Origin of the sequence: Mesorhizobium sp. B2-4-7 (assembly GCF_006442685.1) — a bacterium.
Taxonomy (GTDB): domain Bacteria; phylum Pseudomonadota; class Alphaproteobacteria; order Rhizobiales; family Rhizobiaceae; genus Mesorhizobium.
The window spans coordinates 318,297-340,919 of sequence record NZ_VFVH01000003.1 but is presented as its reverse complement, the minus strand read 5'-3'; the positions used below and the strand labels follow the sequence as shown (position 1 = coordinate 340,919).

Here is a 22,623-nt window from a genome sequence, read left to right as displayed (position 1 = left end):
TTCATTGGCGGCGGCATATCACGGACAAAGCGGGGTGGCATAGGGGGATCGAACGGCGTGGCCGCCGATGACATTGAACGATCGCAGCCAAAAAACCACCGTCTTTCCGGCCCTCGAAAGTGATCGCAACTCTGCTCTGGATGGACCGGAATGCAGTTCAACCGCACACCCCTGCTTTACGGCCGAATGAACACCTTGCCATTGGGCTTGGCCAATTCCGCCGGCACGCGCGCCATCGCCTCGGCCAGCGGCACCACAGCCGTCACGTCGGTCGTCCAGCGCCCGTCGGAAAAGCGCTTCTGCGCCTCGAGGATCGCAGGACCGCGGCGGTCCTTATGCTGCCGCATCCATTCGCTCAGCCAGAAGCCCTCTATGTGCTTGTGCTGGAAAATCAGCTGGCCGGGTTCGCGGATGATCGTGGCTTCGGGATCGAGGCGTCCATAGATGATCCAGCGCGAGCGCTTCGGCATGGCGTTGAAGATGGCCGAGGCCAGTGGCCCGGTCACCGCATCGAGGAAGATGCGCGGCTGTTCGGCCTTTATAACTTCGCGCAGCGAGGCTTCGAAATCGGGAGACTTCTCGTTGAGCACATGGGCGGCGCCGATTTCCTTCAGCAGCGCGATCTGCTCGTCGCGGCGCACGGTGACGATAGGCCGGAATCCTTCCTCACTGGCCAGCCCGATGATCAGCTTGCAAAGCTGGCTGGCGCCGGCGGTCAGGATGAAGGCCCTTTCGCCCTCTCGGCTGACGATGTCGAACATGGCGATCGCGGTGAGCGGATTGACGATCATGGCAGCCCCATCCTCGTCGCGCACGGTGTCGAGGAGCGGAATGCAGGCGGCGGCTTCGGCAACGGCATAGTCGGCCCACGAGCCCCAATTGGAGAGCCCGGTGGCGAAGGCAACGCGCTTGCCGACGAGGCTCTTGGGATAGGGCTCGTCGCCGCCGGCAACGACCACGCCGACGCCTTCGAAGCCGGCCGGCCGGCCCTTGACCCGCGGCTGGCCGTACTGGCCCTTGATGAAGGCGACATCGGACGGATTGATCGAGGCAAGGCTGACCCTGATCAACACTTGGCTCGGTCCCGGCGCCGGCACTGCGATACTGCCTGGCTCAAGATAAGGCTCCATCGCCTCCAGCACGCTGCCGCTCGGCGTCCTGGTGTAGCCGTCGCCGACCAGCAGCAGCGCCTTCATTTCGGACGGGATGCTCATCGGCTTTCTCCCCGCTCGGACCGGGCCATCTCAGACCTTCTCCTGCGTGTATTTCTTCAGCTCCGCCCGCGCCACTTGGCGGCGATGCACGGCATCCGGCCCGTCGGCGAGGCGCAGCGTTCTGAGATGCGTCCACGAGCGCGCCAGCGGCGTGTCCTGGCTGATGCCTTGCGCGCCGAACATCTGCACCGCCTCATCAGTGACCTTCAGCGCCACGCGTGGCGCGACCACCTTGATCTGGCTGATCCAGGGCGCGGCGGCGCGCGCGTCGCCCTGGTCGATCATCCACGCCGCTTTGAGGCAGAGCAGGCGGGCCATCTCGATCTCCATGCGGCATTCGGCGATGATGTCGAAATTGGCGCCGAGTTTCGCCAATGGCTGGCCGAACGCTTCGCGGCGGACCGAACGCTGGCACAGCAGCTCCAGCGCCATCTCGGCCTGGCCGATGGCCCGCATGCAGTGATGGATGCGGCCGGGGCCGAGGCGGCCTTGCGCGATCTCGAAACCCCTGCCCTCGCCGAGGATCAGGTTCGACGCCGGCACCAGCACATTGTCGAAGCGAAGATGCATGTGGCCGTGCGGCGCGTCGTCGTCGCCATAGACCTGCATTGGACGCAGCTTGCTGACACCCTTGGTGTCCGCCGGCACGAGGATCATCGAATGCCGCCTGTGCTTCGGCTCTCCATCGGAGGTCTTCACCATGACGATATAGATGGCGCAGCGGGGATCGCCGGCACCAGAGGCCCACCATTTCTCGCCGTTCAGCACATAGCCGTCGCCGCGCCGTTCGCAGCGCATCGAAATGTTGGTGGCATCCGACGAGGCTACGTCCGGCTCGGTCATCAGATAGGCCGAGCGGATCTTTCCGTCGAGAAGCGGCTCCAGCCAAGCCTTCTTGTGCTCCGCCGAGCCGTAGCGCTCCAGCACCTCCATGTTGCCGGTGTCGGGCGCCGAGCAGTTGAAGGTCTCGGCGCCGAGATGCGCCTTGCCCATCTCCTCGGCCAGATAGGCGTATTCGACGGTGGAAAGACCGTAGCCGCGTTCCGAGCCGGTCAGCCAGAAATTCCAAAGGCCGCGCTCTCTTGCGGTCGTCTTCAGCCCTTCGAGGATCTCGGTCTGGCGCCGCGTGTATGTCCAGCGGTCGCCCGCCTTGCCGACTTCACCGAGGAATTCCTTGTCGAGCGGCATGATCTCGTCGCGCACCATGGCCGCGACGCGCGCGTGGATCGGCCTCAGCCGCTCCGTCATGCCGAGATTCATCTCCGTCATCGGTTGCTAACCCTTCATTCAGGCCGGGCATTTTGTCAGTGGCAAGGATGACCGTACTTCGGATAGCCTTGTCAACGCGAACGCTTTCCCCGATCCGCCGATGAAAGGCGCAGGAGTTCGATGAGCTATCTCGACGATCTTTTTTCGGTGGCCGGCAAGACCGCGCTGGTCACGGGCGCGGCGACCGGCATCGGCCGCATGGCGGCGACGGGCCTCGTCAAGGCCGGCGCAACGGTGATGATCGCCTCGCGCAAGGGCGAGGACTGCATCAAGGTCGCCGAGGAATTGAACGGGTTCGGCGCGCCGGGCCGGGCGGAAGGCTTTGCCGGAGACGTTTCCAGCGAGGCCGGCATTGCCGCCTTGGTCGGCGAGGTCAAGACGCGGGCCGAACGGCTGCATATCCTGGTCAACAATGCCGGCGTGTCCTGGGGAGCGCCGCTGGAGAGCTTCCCCTATCATGCCTGGGCCAAGGTGTTCGGCGTCAACGTCACCGCCGTCTTCCACGTGACCCGCGAACTGCTGCCGCTGCTCGAAGCCGCCGCCAGCGACGAGGATCCAGCCCGGGTGATCAATCTGGGCTCCGTGATGGGCACGCAGCCGCTGGCCGACGACGCCTACTCCTACACCGCCTCCAAAGCGGCCGTTCATCACCTGACGCGCACCCTGGCGCTGGAATTCGCCGGCCGCCGCATCACCGTCAACGCCTTTGCCCCTGGGCCCTTCCAGAGCCGGATGACGGCGTTTGCCACCGCCACTGAGGAACAGGCCAGGCATGTCGGCAGCCACGTTCCGATCGGCCGTATCGGCGCCCCGGATGACATTGCCGGCGCAACGCTCTATTTGTGCAGCCGTGCAGGCAGCTATGTCACCGGCGCCATCCTGCCGATTGACGGCGGACAGTCGGTGCAGCATGGGCTGACCCTGTTCAAGGAATGACATGTCCGGCCGGGGAAGCCGGGGATGAAACTGGAGGACATCCGCGTGGAACCGATCAGTCTCGATGTGCTTCTGGCCAGCGTCGGCAAGGAGGTGGGCGTCTCGCCATGGCGGGTGGTCACGCAGCGCATGATCGACCAGTTCGCAGACGCCACCGACGACCACCAGTTCATTCATTGCGATCCGGAGCGGGCCAAGCGCGAGACGCCATTCGGCGGCACCATCGCGCATGGCTTCCTGTCGCTGTCGCTGTTGTCGGCAATGACGTTCGAGACCATGCCGCCGCTGGAAAACGGCAAGATGGGCGTCAACCACGGCTTCGATTCGCTGCGCTTCCTGGCGCCGGTGAAGACCGGCGCGCGCATCCGCACCCGTTTCGTGCTGGCTGACGTCAAGGTCAGGCCCTCAGGTTGGGTGCAGACGGCCCATGACGTGACGATCGAGATCGAGGGCTCGAAGAAACCGGCGCTCACCGCCCGCTGGCTGACGCTGACCCTGATCGAACGCCAGCCAGAGACCGCATGAGCGACCCGAACGCGCTCGACCAGGCAGCGCTTTCGCCCTATCTCGAGGCGCGGATCCCCGGCTTTGCCGGACTTTCCTCCGTCGAAAAATTCAAATCCGGCCAATCCAACCCGACCTATCTGCTGACGGCGGCCAGCGGCCGCTACGTGCTGCGCGCCAAGCCGCCGGGGCAGTTGCTGAAATCGGCACACCAGGTCGACCGTGAATTCAGGGTGATGAGCGCCCTTTCGGGCACCGCCGTGCCGGTGCCGCGGATGCTGCACCTCTCAGCCGAGAACTCACCGATCGGCCGCATGTTCTACATCATGGATTTCATCGACGGCCGCATCTTCTGGAACCCGGCACTGCCGGAAGCGCGCGACAATGGCGAGCGCGCCGCCATCTACGATGCCATGAACGCCACGCTCGCCGCCCTGCACGGCGTCGATATCGAGGCCGTGGGTCTCGGCGATTTCGGCCGGCCGGGCAACTATTTCGAGCGCCAACTGGCGCGTTGGACCAGTCAGTACCGCGCCTCGGAGACCGGTGCCATTGCCGACATGGACCGGCTGATCGACTGGCTGGAGACGCACAGGCCCGCCGACGACGGCCGTGTCTCGCTGGTGCATGGTGACTATCGGCTGGACAATCTGATATTCGCGCCGGACCGGCCGAAGGTGATGGCGGTGCTCGACTGGGAACTGTCCACATCAGGCCATCCATTTGCCGATATCGCCTACCAGTGCATGCAATGGCGCCTGCCGCATAGCTCGGGCTTTCGCGGCCTGGGCGGTATCGACCGCGCCGCGCTCGGACTGCCTTCGGAAGAGGACTATGTCGCCACCTATTGCCGGCGGCGCGGGCTCACCGGCATCGGCGACTGGACGTTCTTCCTCGCCTTCTCCTTCTTCCGGCTGGCCGCGATCTGCCAGGGCGTCTACAAGCGCGCGCTGGACGGCAATGCCTCGAACCCGGAAAAGGCCAGGACCTATGGCGAGGCGGTGAAACTGCTTTCGCACCTCGCCGCGAAACTGATCGACCGAAACTGATCGACGAGAAATAATCGATGGGCCGCTTCGACGAAAAACGGTGTTGATCACGGGTGCCGCGGGCGGGCTTGGCCGCGGCGCGGCCAAAGCTTTTGCCGCCGAAGGCGCGCGGCTGGTCCTCTCCGACCTCGATGAACCAACCTTGAGGAGCTTTGCCGAAACGCTCGATGCCGAGACGGCGGTCCTGGCCGGAAACATCGCCGACGAGACGCTGTCGCAGGCGCTGGTGGCTCTGGCGGTCGAAAGATTCGGCCGGCTGGATGTCGCGGTCAACAATGCCGGCATCGTGCAGAGTTTCGTGCGTTTGCCGCAGGTCGCCTCGGAGGAGGCGCGCCGGGTGATCGAAATCGATCTGCTCGGCGTCTTCTATGCCATGAAGCACCAAATCCCGCAGATGGAGCGGCAGTTCAAGGCGGACGGCAAGGGCGGCGCCATCGTCAACATCGCCTCCGCCGCCGGACTGGGTGGCGCGCCGAAGCTTTCGATCTATGCCGCCGCCAAGCACGGCGTGGTCGGGCTGACCCGGTCGGCGGCAATTGAATACGCCAGCAAGGGCCTGCGCATCAACGCGGTCTGTCCGGCGCACACGAGAACGGCGATGGTCGACAGTTTCGTGCGCGTCTCCGGCGCTCCGGAAGCCGACGCCCTGGCCGAACTGACGCGCGGCGTGCCGATGAGGAGGGTGGCCGAAGTGGATGAGATCACCACGGTGATCCTGTTCGCCGCCGACCCCGCCAACTCCTTCATGACCGGCCACACATTGGCCGTCGACGGCGGCGTCGGCGCCATCTGACGCCTGCCGCCTGGGAACCTGCGACGGGAACCAGCGACGCCCTTGTCCGTTTCCGTACAGCGTATATAATTCAGTTGGCCCCCAACCAGCAGAGGCAGGCGATATTGCCGGTGAGCGCCCAGACACGCCGCGAGAAACAAAAGGCCGAACAGCGTTCCGAACTTGTGGAGGCCGCGCACAAGCTCGTGCAGGAGGAAGGCTATGAGGGCCTGACCATCCGCAAGCTGGCCAAGCGCGTCGGCTACGCGCCGATGTCGGTCTATTCCTATTTCGCCGACAAGCAGGACATATTGTTCGCGCTGGCCGAGGATGCGTTCGAGACGCTTGCCCGGCGCATCGAGGAGCATCCTTCCGACGATCCGATCGAGGCGCTGCAAGCAGTGATGACGGAATACGCCGCGTTCGGACTTGGCAATCCCAATGAATACCGCACCGTCTTCATGACCGAAAAGACCAAGCTGCCGGCAGGCCGGAGCTACGAGGACATGGAAGAAAGCAACCCGGCGATGAAGGTGCTGATCAGCAGGGTCGAGGCCTGCGTCGCCGCGGGGAAGTTGCAGGGTGATCCGCGCGCCATCGCCACCATGCTGTGGGCGGTCGGCCACGGCACCATCTCGCTGCTGATCACCTTCCCCTTCTACCCTTTCGGTGATCCGCAGGCTTTCGTGAAACGGATGTGCGATTTCACCCTTGCCACCCTCAGCACGCAGAACGTGCCCCCGCTGACCGAGACACCGGTCAACTGCTGAACGATATCTCCTTGCGTTTCCACGCTTCATCGCCGCTCCGCGTTTTACGTGCCAAGCGGGATGGATTTTCTTGGTTAACAAAAATTTCCGTACGCGTACGATTCTGGCTTGAACTCCGCGATCAGTGGGCGTATTTGTACGGAATACCGTACATGTACGAGAACAAATTCACCCATCGAACCCGGAGACGGACAATGAAAAAGACCCTCCTCACCCTCGCCGCCGTGCTGGCACTTTCGGGCTCGGCCCTTGCCGCCAACACGACCCACCCGGTCAAGCACGTGCCCGCCGCGACCTGCGTCGACACCAAGGCCAATGTGAAGCTCGATTGCGCATCGACCGGCTCGCTCGAGAAAAAGGGCGTCACGGAAACCACCGCTGAAGGCAAGGGCCCGCGCCTCGGCATCAGCATCAATCCCTGGATCGTGCCGAGCGCGTTCTGATAGCGGCAACACACGCCTGGCTGGTGCAGCCGGCCAGATGTGATTCAGGCGATCGTGACCGGCAGTCTGGACGACGAACTCTCGAAGGCCGCGTCGATCAGCCTCTGCATGTCGGCGGCGCGACGGAAGGATGGATCGCCGTTCCTTCCCCTATCGAGCGCTTCGGCGAAACGCAGCGCGTTGCGCTTCACATCCGGCAGCGCCAGTGTCCGCCAACGTTGCTGGTCGATGTCCTCGCCCAGGCAGGCCGACAGGCGCGAAACCTTGCCGTCTGTTTTGACCTTGATGGCGCCCTTGGTGCCATGCATGGCCAGCGACAGGTCGTTGGCGTGGCCGGTCATGTAGCGGCTGGCGACGATCGTCGCGAGCGCCCCGCATTTGAACCGCGCCGTCATTGCGACACTGTCGTTGGCATCAAGCACATAATCGCCGATCCGATCGCCTTCGGCCTTGGGAAACGTCACCAGGTCGGCGTGCAGGGTGGCGATGTCCTGGTCGGCGCCATAGCTTGCGAAATCCAGAATGTGGATACCGACATCGCCGAGCACGCCCGTCGAGCCGTGCCGGTTGGACAGGCGCCACAGCCATTTGTCCTCGATGCGCCAGTCGCCCCATGACTTGCTGACCAGCCAGCTCTGTTTGTAGCTCGCCTCGACATGGCGCAATGCGCCGATCTCGCCGGCCTGCACCATGCGTCGCGCTTCCTCGATCGCCGCCGAGTTGCGGTAGGTCAGGTTGACCATGTTGACGACCCCGGCCGCCTCGGCCGCTTCCGTCATTGCAAGCGCGTCGGCATGGTTCGGCGCCAGCGGCTTTTCGCAAAAGACGTGTTTCCCCTGGGCAAGCAGCGCCAGCGTCGTGGCCTTGTGCACGCCATCCGGCGTCGCATTGATGGCCGCATCGAACGCACCCCAGCCGATCGCCGCTTCCAGGCTCTCGAAAGACTGGCTGATCTTGTTGGCGGCGGCGAACATCGCACCGCGGCCCGGCACCTGGTCGACGCAGGCGACGATTGTGCATCCTGGAATCCTGGCGAACTCCTCGACGTGATGTCCGGCAATGCCACCGGTGCCGAGCAGAAGGAGGCGGTGCATCTTCAACTCACGCCTAACTCAGGCCCTTGTCGCCGTCGGCATGCAGGCGCAGGCCCTTCTGGACGATCTTCTCCTTGGCCTGGTCTGTCGGCACGTTCGGCGCATTGATGATGCCGGACCATGCGGGTGCGGGATTGTGCGCCCAATGCACGGCGTTGCGCAGCACCTGCTGCACGCCTTCATTGTGGTAGATCGGGTAGGTCTCGTGGCCGGGCGAGAAATAGAAGATCCGTCCGGCGCCGCGCTGATAGGTCAGCCCCGACCGGAAGACTTCGCCGCCTTCGTACCAGGAGACGAACACCGTCTCCAGCGGCTCCGGCACCGCGAAGGGCTCGCCATACATCTCCGTCTCGCCGATCTCCAGGCACTCGCCGATGCCTTGCGCGATCGGATGGCTGCGGTTGATGGCCCAGACGCGCTCGCGCTCGCCCGCTTCGCGCCATTTCAGCGAACAAGGCGTGCCCATCAGCCGCTTGAAGATCTTCGAATAGTGTCCGGAATGGAGCACGATCAGACCCATGCCTTCCCAGACCCGTTTCTGCACGCGCTCGACGATCTCGTCCTTGACCTCGCCATGGGCGGCATGGCCCCACCAGAGCAGGACATCGGTGGCAGCCAGCCGGCTTTCGCTCAAGCCGTGCTCCGGCTCCTGCAAGGTGGCGGTGGTCGCCTCGATGCCCTTATCCTGGTTGAGCGCGGCTGCGATGGTCCCATGCATGCCCAATGGATAAAGGCCGCGCACGGCGGCATTGGTCTGCTCATGGACATTCTCGCCCCAGACGACGGCTTTTACCGGCATTTTACGATCTCCCAAAGCGCTTTGAATATCCCACTTGGCGCCGTCTTGGAAAGATGGCTCCTCAACCGAAGCTGGGGAAATCAGCGCGGTTTGCGTCCGGGAACGGTCTTGGCTTTGCCCGGCCTTGCGGGGGCGCCGGGGATAGCCGTCCCCGTGATCGACACAGGATCGCTGGCCGGGAACGTATCCTCGAGGCCTTCCTCGAGTTCCTCTTCGGCGTCGGCGCCGTGATGCCGCTCATGCTCCAGGGAGCGCACGGCCGAGCTTTTCCCGGGCGACTTCGGCGTGGACTTCGATGGCATCGGCATTCTCCCTCGACCTGTTGCCGCAAATGGGCGCGGGCGGCAAACGTTCCGGGATCAGGCCGCCGCGTCGCGTGCTCCCTCGGAGAGGAAAGTAAAGACATAATCCGAGAAGGAACGCCAGCACTCGACCCGGAAAGCGTCTTGCGCCGTGCGCAGCAGAACGATCTCGGCCTTGCCGAGAATGGTACGCGAGGCGGCACCCACCGGGAAGGCTTCGAGCGACAGATCCTGCGGGCAGCCCGAATTGATTGCCGCGGCCGCGGCCGGACCGGCGACCGATATCGCAACGTTGCGATGCGAGATGCCGACAGCGGAATGCAAGGCGGAAATCTTTGCACAATCGGCGAGCGGGTCTTTGCCGGCCTCGTCGATGATCATCCATTCATCCGGCCCAAGCCACAGCGCGGTGCGCCCGCCTTTCGACACGGACGTCTTCGGCTTTTTCGGCATGGTCACGCCGAGCGCCTTCGACAAGGCGGCAAGCGACGCCTCCGGAGCGCGCAGCGAGATCCGTTCGGCCGGCGGCAGCACCTCTACCTTGACGCCGGCGGCGGAGATAGCGCGCCCGGCCAGCGCCGGACGGCGCTCGGCCGCCGGCGATGCGGCCGAAGCCGTCTTTTTCGCGACTGCCTTAGCCATTGAGGCGGCCTCCCGTTTCGTCGAAGAACACCATGCCGGAAACCTCCACTTCGATCGTCCCGCCAGGCATCGGCACGTAGAGCGTGTCGCCCGTGCGTGCGCGACCGCCGGCGACCAGCGCCAGAGCGATCGAGCGGCCGCAATTCTGCGACCAATAGCTCGACGTGACATGGCCGATCATCTTCATCGGGATCGCCTGCCTGGGATCCTCCACGATCTGCGCGCCTTCCTCCAGCACCACCTTGGGATCCTTGGTCTTGAGGCCGACCAGTTGCTTGCGGCCCTTGGCGACCAGGTCCCGCCGCGTCAGGCCGCGAATGCCGACGAAATCAGCCTTCTTCTTGCCGACGGCCCAGTCGAGGCCGGCATCATTGGGCGTCACCGTGCCGTCGGTGTCCTGGCCGACGATGATGTAGCCCTTCTCGGCGCGCAGCACGTGCATCGCCTCGGTGCCGTAGGCGGTGGCGCCATGCTTCTGGCCCTCGGCCCACAGCGCTTCCCAGACGGCCTGGCCGTAATCGGCCGGCACATTGACCTCGAAGCCGCGCTCGCCGGTGAACGACATGCGGAACAGCCTTGTCGGCACGCCGCAGATCTTGCCCTCGCGTACCGACATGTGCGGCAGCGCCTCGTCCGACATGTCGATGCCTTCGACCAGCGGCGCGATGATGTCGCGAGACTTCGGCCCCTGCACGGCGATGACAGCCCATTGCTCGGTGATCGAGGTCAGCCAGACATTGAGATGCGGGAACTCGGTCTGGAGATAGTCCTCCATGTGGTTCATGACGCGCGGCGCGCCGCCGGTCGTCGTCGTCACATGGAACCGGTCGGGCGCCAGCCTGCCGACGACGCCGTCATCATAGATGAAGCCATCCTCGCGCAGCATGATGCCGTAGCGGCAGCGGCCGGGCTCCAGCTTTTCCCACGGATTGGTGTAGAGCAGTTCCATGAACTTGGCCGCATCGGGACCGACCACCTCGATCTTGCCGAGCGTCGAGGCGTCGAACAGGCCAGCCGTGTTTCGAACCGCGACGCACTCGCGGTCGACCGCCGCATGCATGTCCTCGCCACCCCTGGGGAAATACCAGGCGCGCTTCCACTGCCCGACATCCTCGAACACGGCGCCTTGGGCTTCAGCCCAGGGATGGATCGCCGTCTTGCGCGTCGGATCGAACAGCGGACCGCGCGCATGGCTGACGATGGCGCCGAAGGTCACCGGCGTATAGGGGGCGCGGAACGTGGTGAGGCCCACCTCGGGGATTGGCTTGCCAAGCGTCTCGGCGGCAATCGCCAGGCCGTGCATGTTCGAGGTCTTGCCCTGGTCGGTCGCCATGCCGTTGGTGGTGAAGCGCTTGACGTGCTCGATCGAGCGCATGCCCTCATGCACCGCCTGGCGGATGTCCTTGGCGGTGACGTCGTTCTGGAAATCGACGAAGGCCTTCACCGTCGTATCCGGACCGGCGCCGGGGGCGGCGCCCAGCATGCCACGCGACCAGCTTTCCGAGGCGTCGACTTTTGGCTTTGTACCCTTGGCAGTCTTTGCGCCGGCGTCCTTTGCCGCCTTGGCCCCTGCCGCATAGGCCTCGTCGAGGGTCGCCGACAGGCCGTCCGTGCCGTTGCAGGCGCCGACAGAGACGCAGTCCTGCGCATAGGTGCCGGGCACGAAGCGCTTGGTTTCGTCGTTGAAGGCGACCTTGCCGCGCGACTGCGAGAACAGGTGCACCGACGGCGTCCAGCCGGCCGACATCAGGATCGCATCGACCGCAATGGTGCGCTCGCCGCCACCATTCTTCGGCTGCACCGTCATCGACGAGACGCGCAGCTTGCCGCCGGCGCGGATCACCGCGCGACCGAAATTGATCTCGATGCCGAGCGTCCTTGCTTCATCGATCACCGGCCCGGTCGGATTGTCGCGCAGATCGACGATAGCCGCGATGTTGACGCCGGCCTTCTTCAGGTCGATCGCCGCCGCGTAAGCGGAATCATTGGCGGTGTAGACGCCGACGTTTTTTCCGACCGCGACGCCATGGTGATTGAGATAGGTGCGCGCGGCCGAGGCCAGCATGATGCCCGGCCGGTCGTTGTTGGCGAACACCATGTGGCGCTCGATGGCCCCGGACGCCAGCACCACGCGCCTGGCGCGCACCTGCCACAGCCGCTCGCGCGGCAGGTCGTGGCCGGGATTTTGCAAATGATCGCTGACCCGCTCGACCAGGCCGACGAAGTTCTGTGCGTAGTAGCCGAAGGCAGTCGTGCGCGACAGCACGCGGACATTGTCCATGCCTTTCAGCCTGGCGATCGCCGCCTGCGCCCAGGCAAAGCCGCCCTGGCCGTCGATTTTCGCGCCGCTCTCGAAGCGCAGGCTGCCGCCGAATTCGGCCTGCTCATCGGCCAGAATGACCCGCACGCCGGTTTCAGCCGCTGCCAATGCAGCCGCGATGCCGGCCGCACCGCCGCCCAGCACCAGCACGTCGCAATGAGCGTAACGCGACGAATAATGGTCGGGGTCCGGCCTGTCGGGGGACACGCCAAGCCCGGCGGCTTCCCGGATCTTGGGTTCGTAGAGGCTCTTCCAGGCCGCCTTCGGCCACATGAAGGTCTTGTAGTAAAAGCCGGCCGAAAACAGCGGCGACGCCAGATCGTTGACCGCGCTGACGTCGAAGGACAGCGACGGCCAGCGGTTCTGCGAGTTGGCGGCGAGTCCGTCATAGAGTTCCTGCACGGTCGCGCGAACATTCGGCGTTTTGCGCGCGTCGTCGCGCACGATCTGCACCAGCGCGTTGGGCTCCTCCGCGCCGGCCGACAGCACGCCCCGCGGCCGGTGATATTTGAACGAGCGGCCGACCAGGTGCACGCCGTTGGCCAGCAGCGCCGAAGCCAGCGTATCGCCTTCGATGCCGATGAAGGACTGACCGTCGAAGCTGAAGCGGGCGGTCTTGGCCTGGCTCAGGCGGCCGGCGCTCGGTATGCGGAACGCGCCGCTCATTTGGCAACCACTTCGCTGGAGTTCTTGGGCAGCTTGGAAGGCTTCGGCTCGCCGGCCTTGTAGGTCATGACGAACTTGTCGGTGACGGTGTCGCGCACGGCGTTGAAGAAGCGCGCACAGCCATGCATGTGTCGCCAGCGCTCATAGATGATGCCTTTGGGATTCGAGCGGATGAAGAAGAATTTTTCGAAATCCTCGTCGCTCTCGCCTGACATGTTGGCCGAGCGCGCGATATGCGCCTCGCCGGCGTTGCGGAACTCAAGTTCCGGACGCTCTTCCTCGCAATAGGGGCAGCGGATGAGAAGCATGTTTTCGTTCCTACAGCTCAGTCATCGTCAATGCGCCACCGCCGCAGCCGCCGCCTCGTCGATCAATCGGCCGGTGCGGAAACGCTCGATGGTGAAGGGCGCGTTGATCGGATGCGGATCGTCCCTGGCGATGGTGTGGGCAAAGACATGGCCGGAGCCGGGTGTCGCCTTGAAGCCGCCCGTGCCCCAGCCGCAATTGACGTAGAGGCCGGGCACCGGCGTCTTGGCCAGGATCGGCGAGCGGTCGGGCGTGACGTCGACGATGCCGCCCCAGGAGCGCAGCATCTTCATGCGCGTGAAGATCGGGAACATCTCGCAGATTGCGTCCAGCGTATGCTGTAATATGTGGAGGCCGCCGGTCTGCGAGTAGGAGACGTACTGGTCGGTGCCGGCGCCGATCACCAGTTCGCCCTTGTCGGACTGCGAGATATAGGCATGCACCGTGTTCGACATCACCACGCAGGGAACGACAGGCTTGACCGGCTCCGACACCAGCGCCTGCAGCGGGTAGCTTTCCAGCGGCATGCGCACGCCGGCCATGTTCATGATGACCGAGGAGTGCCCGGCGGCGACGACGCCGACCTTTTTGGCGCCGATAAAGCCACGCGTCGTCTCGACACCGGTGACCGCGCCATTGGCCGCACGCTTGACGCCGGTGACCTCGCAATTCTGGATGATGTGCACGCCCCGCGCCGAGGCGCCGCGCGCATACCCCCAGGCGACCGCGTCATGGCGCGCCGTGCCGCCGCGCCGCTGCAAGGCGGCACCGACGACCGGGTAGCGCGCATCCCTGGAAATATTGAGCGGCGGGCAGAATTCCTTCGCCTGCTCGGGTGTGAGCCATTCATTGTCGATGCCGTTCAGCCGGTTGGCGTGGACATGGCGCTTCAGCACCTGGATGTCGTGCACATTGTGCGCCAGCATCATGACGCCGCGTGCCGAATACATGACGTTATAATTGAGCTCCTGGCTGAGCCCGTCCCACAATTTCAGCGCATGGTCGTAGATGCCGGCGCTCTCGTCATAGAGATAGTTGGAGCGGATGATGGTGGTGTTGCGGCCGGTATTGCCGCCACCGAGCCAGCCCTTCTCCAGCACCGCGACATTGGTGATGCCGTGCACGGTGGCGAGATAATAGGCGGTAGCCAAGCCATGGCCGCCGGCGCCCACGATGACGACGTCGTATTCCTTCCTCGGCTCCGGCGAGGACCATTGCTCCTCCCAGCCCTTGTGGCCGCGCATGGCCTCACGCGCGATGGCGAATACAGAGTATTTCTTCACGTTCCAGCCTCGCGCCAAAGTCTCGCGGATTTGCGGCCGGGCTAGCAATTTCTCCCGGCGCGCGAGGTGTATCACTAGCGAAACAGCGCTGCCACCCTTGCGCTGTTTGCGACGGCTCTTGCCGTTTTGCGCCGCAACCGGCCGCGGCGTGCGAGGCCAGGGAAAATCGGCGGGTTCGCAGCTTTCGGGTGGCTGCGGCCATGCTCATTTGCGACGACGCATCCGACCGCCGGCAAGGCCGGCTTAGCGGAAGGATGACAGAAACATGCTCGCACTCGCCAACAAGATCGCCATCGTCACTGGCGCCAGTTCCGGCATCGGCCGCGCCACTGCAAAGCTCTTTGCCGAGGAAGGAGCCAAGGTCGTCGCCGCCGCGCGCCGCCAGGCCGAGCTCGATAGGCTTGTCGAGGAGATCGTGGAAACCGGCGGCACTGCGATCGCTCTTGCCGGCGACGTCAGGGACGAAGCCTATGCGAAGGCGCTGGTCGATCTCGCGACCGGTAGCTTCGGTGGTCTCGACATTGCATTCAACAATGCCGGCGCTGTCGGCATGATGGCGCCGCTGCCGGACCTGCCGCCGGCGTCGTGGCATGACACGATGGATACCAATCTGACCAGCGCCTATCTGGCCGCCAGGCATCAGATACCGGCGATGCTGGAGCGTGGCGGCGGATCGCTGGTCTTCACCTCCAGCTTCGTCGGCTATACCGCCGGCATGCCAGGCATGGCGGCCTACGCCGCGGCCAAGGCCGGCCTGATCGGCCTGACGCAAGTGCTGGCCGCCGAGTACGGGCCGAAGGGGTTGCGCGTCAACGCACTGCTGCCAGGCGGCACAGACACGCCCGGCGCGACCACAACCACGCCCGAGGCCCGCACGTTCGTCGAAGGCATCCATGCCTTGAAGCGGATGGCCCGGCCGGAAGAGATCGCCCGCTCGGCGCTTTATCTTGCCTCCGAGGCGTCGAGCTTCACCACCGGAACCGCACTGTTCGCCGACGGCGGCGTGTCGATCAACCGGACGTGAGCGGTTTCGGCGCCGGCATGCGGATCAACGCGGGCCGCGATGTCGCAATCCGGGCTTGCATTTGGGCTCGAATTGACGATTCCGTTCTCTCCTTGGAAACGGGCCGGAACCATGCTGCTGATCAAAACCTATGTCGCCCAAAGCGCAATCGAGGGCGTCGGCGTGTTCGCCGCCGAGCCAATCAGGAAAGGCGCCTCGATCTGGCGGCTCGACCCGGATTTCGACCGGCTGATCCCGCTGGAAAAATACCAGGCGGCACCCTCGCATCTCAGGGAACTGCTCGACCGCTACGCCTATCCCAGTCCCGACCGGCCCGGCTTCGTGGTCTATGAGGTCGACAATGGCCGCTTCATGAACCATTCGGCGACGCCGAACACGGACTTTTCGCAATATGGCGGGGCAACCGCGACCCGCGACATAGCGGCGGGCGAAGAGATAACCTGCGACTATGGCGAATTCTTCGAGGATTTTGAGCGGTTGCATCTGGCCACCGCGTAGTTGGCTGCCTATCTTGCGAGCGCCCGCTGGGCGAATTGGCCGCCTCCGTTCATTTCGGCTGTGGACAGCGCGGCGTGATTCTGCTATCAGCCGCCACAATTCGTGGTGTAAATCGCCGCGGAGGCTAGTGGCTATGGCCGCTTGCCTGTTGATATCAAACCCGAAAGACAGGATTGCCCGTGCAGGTACTCGTCCGCGACAACAATGTTGATCAGGCGCTTCGCGCTCTCAAGAAGAAGATGCAGCGCGAAGGCATCTTCCGCGAAATGAAGATGCGCGGTCACTACGAGAAGCCTTCCGAGAAGCGCGCCCGTGAAAAGGCCGAAGCCGTTCGCCGCGCCCGCAAGTTGGCCCGCAAGCGCGCACAGCGCGAAGGCCTGCTGCCGATGACGCCGCGTCCGGTGGCTGCCGGCGGTGCCGCCGGTGCAGCGCGTCCGCCGCGCTGATTAACGCCTATATTTCGTCCTTTTCGAAGGATACCAGGGGTGGCGCGATGCGGAATCGCCGCCACCTTTTTATTTTGATGTGACCCGGCCCGGAGGGGGGATCCGGACCTGAATGACGCGGCAAGTGAGGACAGGGCAGACATGAACGCAATCAGCGTGGAGAGCAAAACCACATTTCGTGGCTTTGCCCTGGCGACAGCCCTGCTTTCCGGATTGATGCTTGCCGGCTGCCAGACCTCGGGCCCGACCGGCGAGTTCAACAACATCGACAAGGCGCAAGGGTCGAGCGAGAACATCTCATCGCTGTCGGCGGTGATTCAGCGCAATCCGCAGGATCCTGAAGGCTACAATGTGCGTGGCTCGGCCTATGGCCGGGGCGGCCAGTACCAGGCGGCGCTCAAGGATTTCAACCAGGCCATCCAGCTTAACCCGAATTTCTACCAGGCCTATTCGAACCGTGCGCTCATCCAGCGCTTCCTCGGCAATCAGGAAGCAGCGCTGGCGGACTACAACCGCTCGATCCAGATCAACGGCAACTACGATGCCGCCTATATCGGCCGCGGCAATCTCTACCGGAAGGCCGGCCGCACCCAGGAAGCCTTCAACGATTTCCAGAAGGCGATCCAGCTCGACACGACCGATGCCCGCGCCTATCACAATCGGGGCCTGATCTATCAGAGCCAGGGCCAGCACAAATTCGCTATCGAGGATTTCTCGACCGCCATCTCGCTGGCCCCGGACGCCGCCGAGCCGTATAATGGCCGCGGCCTTTCCTACCTCGCCACCAATGACGAGGACAATGCCTTCTCCGATTTCAACATGGCCATCAAGCTCGACGGCAAGAACGCCGAGGCCTGGTCCAACCAGGCGCTGATCTACGAGCGGCGCGGCGACAAGGCCAAGGCGGCCAAGTCCTACCGCGAAGCCGTTCGGCTCGATCCCACCTACCAGCCTGCCAAGGATGGCCTCGCCCGCGTCAGCTGAGATCAGGCAAGGCCGGCCAAGCCCACACGCGTCGGATGCGTGTCCGAAAGGACACGTATCGCCGCAGATCGCCATCAATCCGGCACCCGCGCGCTGACCCCGCTGCAAGCCGTGATCGCCTGCCTTGTTCGCGCCAAGGTTTCAGCGGAACGGTCTGGCCACCCAGCCGTTACTTTGAAGCGTTTTGCGAAAGGACCTCCCATGACCAAGAAACTCGTCTGCGCCGCTGCGCTCGCCACGACCATGTTCGCTGTTGCACCGGCAAGCGCCGGCAGATTGCAGCTCGGCACGCTCGACTGCACCATCGACGGCGGCACCGGCTACATCGTGACATCCAACAAGGGCGTGTCCTGTGTCTTCCGCCCCTATCATCACGGTCCGGCCGAGATTTACACCGGCGTCATCTCCAAGCTCGGCGTCGATGTTGGCAAGACGCACCAGGGCCAACTCGCCTGGGCCGTGTTTGCCGCGACCCGTGACCGCGACGCGGGCGACCTTGCCGGCAGCTATTACGGCGTCAATGCCGAGGCGAGCGTCGTGACCGGCGGCGGCGCCAATCTGCTGGTCGGCGGCTTCGACAGCGCCTTCATGCTGGAGCCGCTCAGCGTCCAGGCGCAGACCGGCGTCAACCTGGCCGTTGCCGTGACCTCGCTTGAGCTGATCCACTCTCTCAAGTAACGGCACGTTGATCTTCTCGGCACGGACGGCAACCGCGCGATGATCAAAATAGCGCGCGGTGGACTTGGTTCCGCCGCGCGCTTTGCATTTGCGAACTGCTGTGACCAGGCCAAGCTAGCAGATCGAAATTATTGCCGATGGAAGACTTGCTCGTTCTGTGCTACCAACCGGAAATGTTGCTGGCTCTGCGCGAAAATGCGCGCGAGCTCCGGCAGATGTAAAGACATCGTCGAATGCAATTTTGTTGCAGCTGCCGGAGGCCGTGATGGATTTCATCGAGCAGTTATTCGGATTTTCGCCCGATGGCGGGTCGGGATCCTTCGAACTTCTTCTGATACTCGCACCATTCTTGATTGCCGCTGTCTGGTTTTTCATGCGTCGACAGCGACGTTGACGAAATGGCCGCGGACTGGCCATGAACCCGCTCCCCAAAGTACTGGATTTCCTGAACGCGCTCGCCGACGCGTTCACCGAGTGGCCATCGAACCTGCGCCAGATCGCTGCTCGGATCTGCGCCCTCGCCAGATTGCTCTGCGAAAGAATGAAGCTCCCCGATCGGTTGGACCGAAGCGGGCCGCAACGTTGCGTCAAGATCAGCGACCCCGCCTATAAACGCCCGGATCCCCTGATCTACGCGCAGTATTATTTGATGGGCCAGGGCCTCGCCGTCACATGGGACAACCCCGACATCGAGATCCGAAGCGGTGGCAATCCTGTCGCACCACATATGCTGGCGCCCGACACCGAATATGAAATCGTCGCCCGTATCTGGAACAACTCGACCGAGGCCCCGGTCGTCGATCTGCCGGTGAAATTCTCCTATCTGAGTTTCGGCATCGGCACGGTGTCGCATTGGATCGATGAGACCAGGACCGATCTCGGCGTCAAGGGCGGGGCCAACCATCCGGCTTTCGCGTCGGTCAAATGGCGAACTCCGGCAGCGCCTGGTCACTATTGCATCCAGGTCCTGCTCGACTGGCTCGACGATGCGAACCCGAACAACAACCTAGGCCAGGACAACACCACCGTCGGTGTCGCCCATTCGCCCGCAAGATTTGAATTTCGCCTGCGCAATGGCGAGCGGGAGAGGATGGGATTTCGTCTCGAGGCCGATGCCTATTCCATTCCTGAATTGCCGGTCTGTGAGCCGCGCCCTCGCCCGAGGCCGCGTCGCCGGCCCTTGCGCACCTTCCCCGGCACCATCGCGGCAGTGCCTGTCGGCCACACCCGTCAATCGCATCCTTTGCCCGCCGGCTGGCTTGTCACGTTCGAGCCCGCACAAGCGGACCTTGCCCCGGGTGAGGAAATCCCCGTCACTGTCAATATTGAACCGCCAGCCGGTTTCACCGGCCGTAAGGCAATCAACGTTCATGCTTTCTCGGCCCGCGGCCTCGCCGGCGGCGTGACGCTCTATGTCGAGCGATAGGGGGTCGCCATGGCTTATCGGCACTACACCAAATGCGTATCGGTCGGAAATCACCACGGCAAACAATACGGGCAGATGATCATTGCGGCGGCCGTGGTCGCTTTGCCGCTCATCCTTGTGGGCGCCCTTCCCGGACCGGCCGCCATGCTGGTGGCGCTTGCGGCCATATTGGCCTATTGCCGCTGGTGGCTGTACGACCGGCTGATCTGTCTCGGTGGCGACGAATGCGCGGTGGGCTGGCTGCTCAAGGTCGATCCGCCGGAGGAGAAGTCGGGACTGGACCGGTTCGACACCGACTACAGTCTCAATCTGGTGCCGGGCAATGTCGTCGAATTCACCAACCAGGCAACGGCCGAAAAGATAGCGCCGTTTGGACGCCTGATCGCCAACACGCCTGCGATCCAGGGCGCGGGCCTCGACTGGAAAGGTCAGGAAGCGCGCCAATGGGCCAATGACGACCCGACCGCGGTGCTGCATTGCGAGTTCGAAGGCGCCGGCGTCTACGACCTCATGATAGCCTGCCTTGCCGCAATTCCAGTCGCCACGGCCGCCGCGGTTGCTTGCGCCATTCCCTTCTTCGGCTGGATCGCCTGCGCGGTCCTGTCGCTCATCGCGGCGGTCATCGTCATCATAGGCGGCATAGTCGGCCTGCTCGACACAGCCAATCCGACGGATCTCGACGAGAATCTCGGCGATCTTCACGTCAACGATCCGACGCGCCGCGGCGCGGACATCCTGTTCGTCAAGGGAACGTGGGTCTACGATTCGGCACATGACGGCTGGAACGAAATCCATCCCATCAAGCACTGTCAGAAGATCGGCACCTGGAACGGCAGCTGGAACGAATCCCCGGTTCCCGACGGCAGCCCCGCGCGCTGGTGTGAAGCCGTTGAGACGGCAGGATCGCCATTGACCGTCGCATCCCAGCAGGAGCCTCAGAACCAGTGGACGATACATCCCGCCATAGACGGTTGCCGGCCAAAGCCCGACGATCACCGACCGGACCCCGTGCACTGACCTGGCATCCTTCGCTCGCGAAGCAGTGTCATCTGCTCCTCAAAGATGGCTGCAGCGAATGCACGAGGGGCCCATGACACGCAAAATGATCCTTGCTGCCATCGTTGCCATTGCCAGCCCCGCCTTGGCCCAGGCACAGGACCAGGGCATCGAGCTCGGCACACTTGAATGCGCCATATCGGGCGGCACCGGCTTCATCTTCGGCTCGAGCAAGGATCTGAGCTGCACCTTCACCCCTGCCGACAAGACTTTCGCGCCGGAAGCCTATTTCGGCGCGGTCAACAAATACGGCCTCGACATCGGCACGACCAAGCAGGCGGTGATGCGATGGCTGGTGCTGACGCCGCTGAAGAACATCTACGCGCCGGGCGCATTGGCCGGCGACTATGTCGGCGCCAGCGCCGAGGTGACGGCAACCGTCGGCGCCGGGGCCAATCTGCTGGTTGGCGGCTCCTCGCAGTCCTTCACCTTGCAGCCGCTCAGCCTGCAGACCCAGACCGGCATCAATTTCGCCATCGGTGTCAGCCAGTTCCAGCTGCGCAGCACGGAGAACTGATTGGCCGGCGATGCCGGCCAGCCAGGGGTGCGGGCATCCACGAACATGTCCAAAAAAATCGCTTGAGCTCAAGCTTGGTTGAGGTTCTACAAACCCATCCGACCATGGTCCTGCCGGACCCCCGAGCTGGCTCCTGGCGCCATGCGTTTGATCGGGATATGAAAATTCGAGGGACCGAAGTGACCGACATCAGCACAAACAGGGTCGACTGGCGCGCATTGTGGGCGAGCGGCGATCTCGCGCGCTTCTGCTTCATCAGCCTCGGCATCCTGCTGCACGCCACCAACGAGACGATGGTGGCGACCGTCATGCCCGCCATGATCGGCGAACTGGCGGGCGTGCAACTCGTCGGCTGGTCGCTGGCGATCTATGAACTGGGCGCCATCGTCGCCGGTGCCGCGGCCGGACGGCTGGTCAGCTATGTGGCGCTGCGCACCAACATGGTGGTCGCGGCGCTGCTTTACGCGGCCGGCGCGCTGATCTGCGCCACCGCGCCCTCGATGCAATTGTTCCTGGCCGGGCGCCTGATCGAGGGCCTGGGCGGCGGCGCGCTGGTGTCGCTGGCTTTCGTCTCGGTGGAGCGCCTGTTTCCGCGGGCCATCTGGCCGCAGCTTTTCGGTATCATGTCGGCGATCTGGGGCGTCGCCGCCTTCAGCGGGCCGATGCTTGGCGCGATCATGACAGAGCTTCTGTCATGGCGCTGGGCGTTCGGCATCTTCGTGTTCGGCGGTGCGGCGATGGCGCTGGCGAGCTTCGTCGTGCTCGACACGCCGGAAGCGACGAGGCCGAGCGCCGGCGCGGGCAAGGCACCACCCTTCCCGCTCATAGCGCTTGGCTGCCTTGCCGTCGCCGTCGTGCTGATCGCCTCGGCGGGGGTCGATATCGCCCTTCTGCGCTCGTCGCTGCTGATGGTGCTCGGCCTGATCGGCCTTGTGCTGTTCTTCCGTATCGATGCGCTGAAGCCGAAATCGCGGCTTTTCCCCTCGCGGCTGTTCTCGTGGCGCACGCCGGTCGGCAGCGGCATGACCATGGTCGCCGCCTTCTCGGTGGCGACCTGTTCCTTTGCCATTTACGGCCCGCTGCTTCTGACCACGCTGCACCACGTTCCGCTCCTGACCACCGGCTACATCATCGCCGCCGAATCGATCGCCTGGTCGATCCTGTCGATCCTTGTCGCCAACGCGCCACAGGAGCGTGAGAGATCGATCATCGTCATCGGCGCCCTGATGATCGCCACCGGCCTCGCTGGTTTCGCCTACACCATCCCGGCAGGCTCGATCCCGCTGATCCTGGTATGCGCCCTTTTGCAGGGTGGCGGCTTCGGCGTTGCCTGGCCGTTCCTGACGCGCGTCATCGTGGCCTCCGCGCCGGGTGATGAGCAGACCATCGCCTCGGCCGCGGTGCCGACCATGCAACGCATCGGCTATGCGGTGGGTGCCGCCCTTGCCGGCATCGTCGCCAATGCCAGCGGCTTTTCGCAAGGCCTGAACCGGGACGCGGCGGCTGATGTGGCGACCTGGCTATTCCTCGCCTTCGTGCCGCTCGGCATCATTGGCTGCCTCGCCGCCTTGCGCACATCGACGGCCGCGAACCGGCTGCCGGAAGCTGTCGGCTAATCAGGCCAG

The 22,623-nt window shown here is 64.2% G+C and carries 24 protein-coding genes; 15 read left to right on the top strand and 9 right to left on the bottom strand.

From position 1 onward, the window contains the following. Positions 1-176 precede the first annotated feature (176 nt). Both FJ946_RS11800 and FJ946_RS11795 read right to left on the bottom strand, forming a co-directional pair. Complete coding sequence (locus FJ946_RS11800) at positions 177-1,214, bottom strand: zinc-binding dehydrogenase (RefSeq protein ID WP_140566167.1); 1,038 nt, start codon at positions 1,212-1,214, stop codon at positions 177-179. A gap of 30 nt (positions 1,215-1,244) precedes the next feature. After that, complete coding sequence (locus FJ946_RS11795) at positions 1,245-2,483, bottom strand: acyl-CoA dehydrogenase family protein (protein ID WP_140566164.1); 1,239 nt, start codon at positions 2,481-2,483, stop codon at positions 1,245-1,247. 120 nt (positions 2,484-2,603) lie between these two features. On the opposite strand from FJ946_RS11795, the gene FJ946_RS11790 reads away from it, so the two are divergent. From FJ946_RS11790 to FJ946_RS11765, 6 genes are all read left to right on the top strand, one after another. Then, complete coding sequence (locus tag FJ946_RS11790; RefSeq protein ID WP_140566161.1) at positions 2,604-3,419, top strand: SDR family oxidoreductase; 816 nt, start codon at positions 2,604-2,606, stop codon at positions 3,417-3,419. Positions 3,420-3,443: 24 nt separating this feature from the next. Continuing rightward, the gene (locus FJ946_RS11785; RefSeq protein ID WP_263483366.1) at positions 3,444-3,944 is read left to right on the top strand and encodes a MaoC family dehydratase; all 501 of its coding nucleotides are present in this window, start codon (positions 3,444-3,446) and stop codon (positions 3,942-3,944) included. Further along, positions 3,941-4,972 (top strand): phosphotransferase family protein, encoded by a 1,032-nt coding sequence (locus tag FJ946_RS11780; RefSeq protein ID WP_140513711.1) that lies wholly within the window; start codon positions 3,941-3,943, stop codon positions 4,970-4,972. Before FJ946_RS11785 ends, FJ946_RS11780 begins: the two co-directional genes overlap by 4 nt. 40 nt (positions 4,973-5,012) lie before the next feature. Next, complete coding sequence (locus FJ946_RS11775) at positions 5,013-5,765, top strand: SDR family oxidoreductase (protein ID WP_246673087.1); 753 nt, start codon at positions 5,013-5,015, stop codon at positions 5,763-5,765. 104 nt (positions 5,766-5,869) lie between these two features. After that, complete coding sequence (locus FJ946_RS11770; protein WP_140496323.1) at positions 5,870-6,514, top strand: TetR/AcrR family transcriptional regulator; 645 nt, start codon at positions 5,870-5,872, stop codon at positions 6,512-6,514. A gap of 194 nt (positions 6,515-6,708) precedes the next feature. Beyond that, positions 6,709-6,957: a DUF680 domain-containing protein gene (locus tag FJ946_RS11765; RefSeq protein ID WP_140496324.1), complete on the top strand. Its 249-nt coding sequence runs from the start codon at positions 6,709-6,711 to the stop codon at positions 6,955-6,957. Between the two features lie 44 nt (positions 6,958-7,001). Here the strand turns inward: FJ946_RS11765 and FJ946_RS11760 are convergent, their stop codons facing one another. From FJ946_RS11760 to FJ946_RS11730, 7 genes are all read right to left on the bottom strand, one after another. Beyond that, on the bottom strand, positions 7,002-8,051 hold the full coding sequence (locus FJ946_RS11760) for a Gfo/Idh/MocA family oxidoreductase (protein WP_140513713.1): 1,050 nt from the start codon (positions 8,049-8,051) through the stop codon (positions 7,002-7,004). 13 nt (positions 8,052-8,064) lie between these two features. After that, positions 8,065-8,850 (bottom strand): ThuA domain-containing protein, encoded by a 786-nt coding sequence (locus FJ946_RS11755; protein WP_140513714.1) that lies wholly within the window; start codon positions 8,848-8,850, stop codon positions 8,065-8,067. An 80-nt stretch (positions 8,851-8,930) separates the two neighbouring features. Continuing rightward, complete coding sequence (locus FJ946_RS11750; protein ID WP_140496327.1) at positions 8,931-9,152, bottom strand: hypothetical protein; 222 nt, start codon at positions 9,150-9,152, stop codon at positions 8,931-8,933. A 57-nt stretch (positions 9,153-9,209) separates the two neighbouring features. Beyond that, positions 9,210-9,794 (bottom strand): sarcosine oxidase subunit gamma, encoded by a 585-nt coding sequence (locus FJ946_RS11745; protein WP_140522448.1) that lies wholly within the window; start codon positions 9,792-9,794, stop codon positions 9,210-9,212. Next, positions 9,787-12,780: a sarcosine oxidase subunit alpha gene (locus FJ946_RS11740; protein WP_140566156.1), complete on the bottom strand. Its 2,994-nt coding sequence runs from the start codon at positions 12,778-12,780 to the stop codon at positions 9,787-9,789. The genes FJ946_RS11745 and FJ946_RS11740 overlap by 8 nt, the downstream gene beginning before the upstream one ends. Continuing rightward, entirely contained in the window at positions 12,777-13,088 is a 312-nt protein-coding gene (locus FJ946_RS11735) for a sarcosine oxidase subunit delta (RefSeq protein WP_140496330.1), read from the bottom strand. The genes FJ946_RS11740 and FJ946_RS11735 overlap by 4 nt, the downstream gene beginning before the upstream one ends. A 27-nt stretch (positions 13,089-13,115) precedes the next feature. Next, positions 13,116-14,369 (bottom strand): sarcosine oxidase subunit beta, encoded by a 1,254-nt coding sequence (locus tag FJ946_RS11730; protein ID WP_140496331.1) that lies wholly within the window; start codon positions 14,367-14,369, stop codon positions 13,116-13,118. 265 nt (positions 14,370-14,634) lie between these two features. Between FJ946_RS11730 and FJ946_RS11725 the strand changes: the two genes are divergently transcribed. The 9 genes from FJ946_RS11725 to FJ946_RS11685 all read left to right on the top strand — a co-directional run bounded on the left by FJ946_RS11725 (position 14,635) and on the right by FJ946_RS11685 (position 22,614). Further along, on the top strand, positions 14,635-15,393 hold the full coding sequence (locus FJ946_RS11725; RefSeq protein WP_140566153.1) for an SDR family oxidoreductase: 759 nt from the start codon (positions 14,635-14,637) through the stop codon (positions 15,391-15,393). A 111-nt stretch (positions 15,394-15,504) separates the two neighbouring features. Continuing rightward, complete coding sequence (locus FJ946_RS11720; RefSeq protein ID WP_140496333.1) at positions 15,505-15,891, top strand: SET domain-containing protein-lysine N-methyltransferase; 387 nt, start codon at positions 15,505-15,507, stop codon at positions 15,889-15,891. Positions 15,892-16,070: 179 nt separating this feature from the next. Continuing rightward, positions 16,071-16,337, top strand: coding sequence for a 30S ribosomal protein S21 (rpsU, locus tag FJ946_RS11715; protein ID WP_010911429.1), 267 nt, complete (start codon positions 16,071-16,073; stop codon positions 16,335-16,337). Positions 16,338-16,478: 141 nt separating this feature from the next. Then, on the top strand, positions 16,479-17,321 hold the full coding sequence (locus FJ946_RS11710; protein WP_140496334.1) for a tetratricopeptide repeat protein: 843 nt from the start codon (positions 16,479-16,481) through the stop codon (positions 17,319-17,321). Positions 17,322-17,522: 201 nt separating this feature from the next. Beyond that, positions 17,523-17,999 carry a DUF992 domain-containing protein gene (locus FJ946_RS11705; RefSeq protein ID WP_140522452.1) on the top strand — a complete coding sequence of 159 codons (477 nt, stop codon included), beginning with the start codon at positions 17,523-17,525 and terminating at the stop codon, positions 17,997-17,999. 415 nt (positions 18,000-18,414) lie between these two features. Further along, positions 18,415-19,425: a hypothetical protein gene (locus FJ946_RS11700; RefSeq protein ID WP_140566150.1), complete on the top strand. Its 1,011-nt coding sequence runs from the start codon at positions 18,415-18,417 to the stop codon at positions 19,423-19,425. A 9-nt stretch (positions 19,426-19,434) separates the two neighbouring features. Then, a complete protein-coding gene (locus FJ946_RS11695; protein ID WP_140496337.1) occupies positions 19,435-20,442 on the top strand; it encodes a hypothetical protein in 1,008 nt (335 codons plus the stop codon). A gap of 73 nt (positions 20,443-20,515) precedes the next feature. Beyond that, positions 20,516-20,998: a DUF992 domain-containing protein gene (locus FJ946_RS11690; RefSeq protein ID WP_140513722.1), complete on the top strand. Its 483-nt coding sequence runs from the start codon at positions 20,516-20,518 to the stop codon at positions 20,996-20,998. Positions 20,999-21,177: 179 nt separating this feature from the next. Then, a complete protein-coding gene (locus FJ946_RS11685) occupies positions 21,178-22,614 on the top strand; it encodes an MFS transporter (RefSeq protein WP_140560273.1) in 1,437 nt (478 codons plus the stop codon). Positions 22,615-22,623 lie beyond the last annotated feature (9 nt).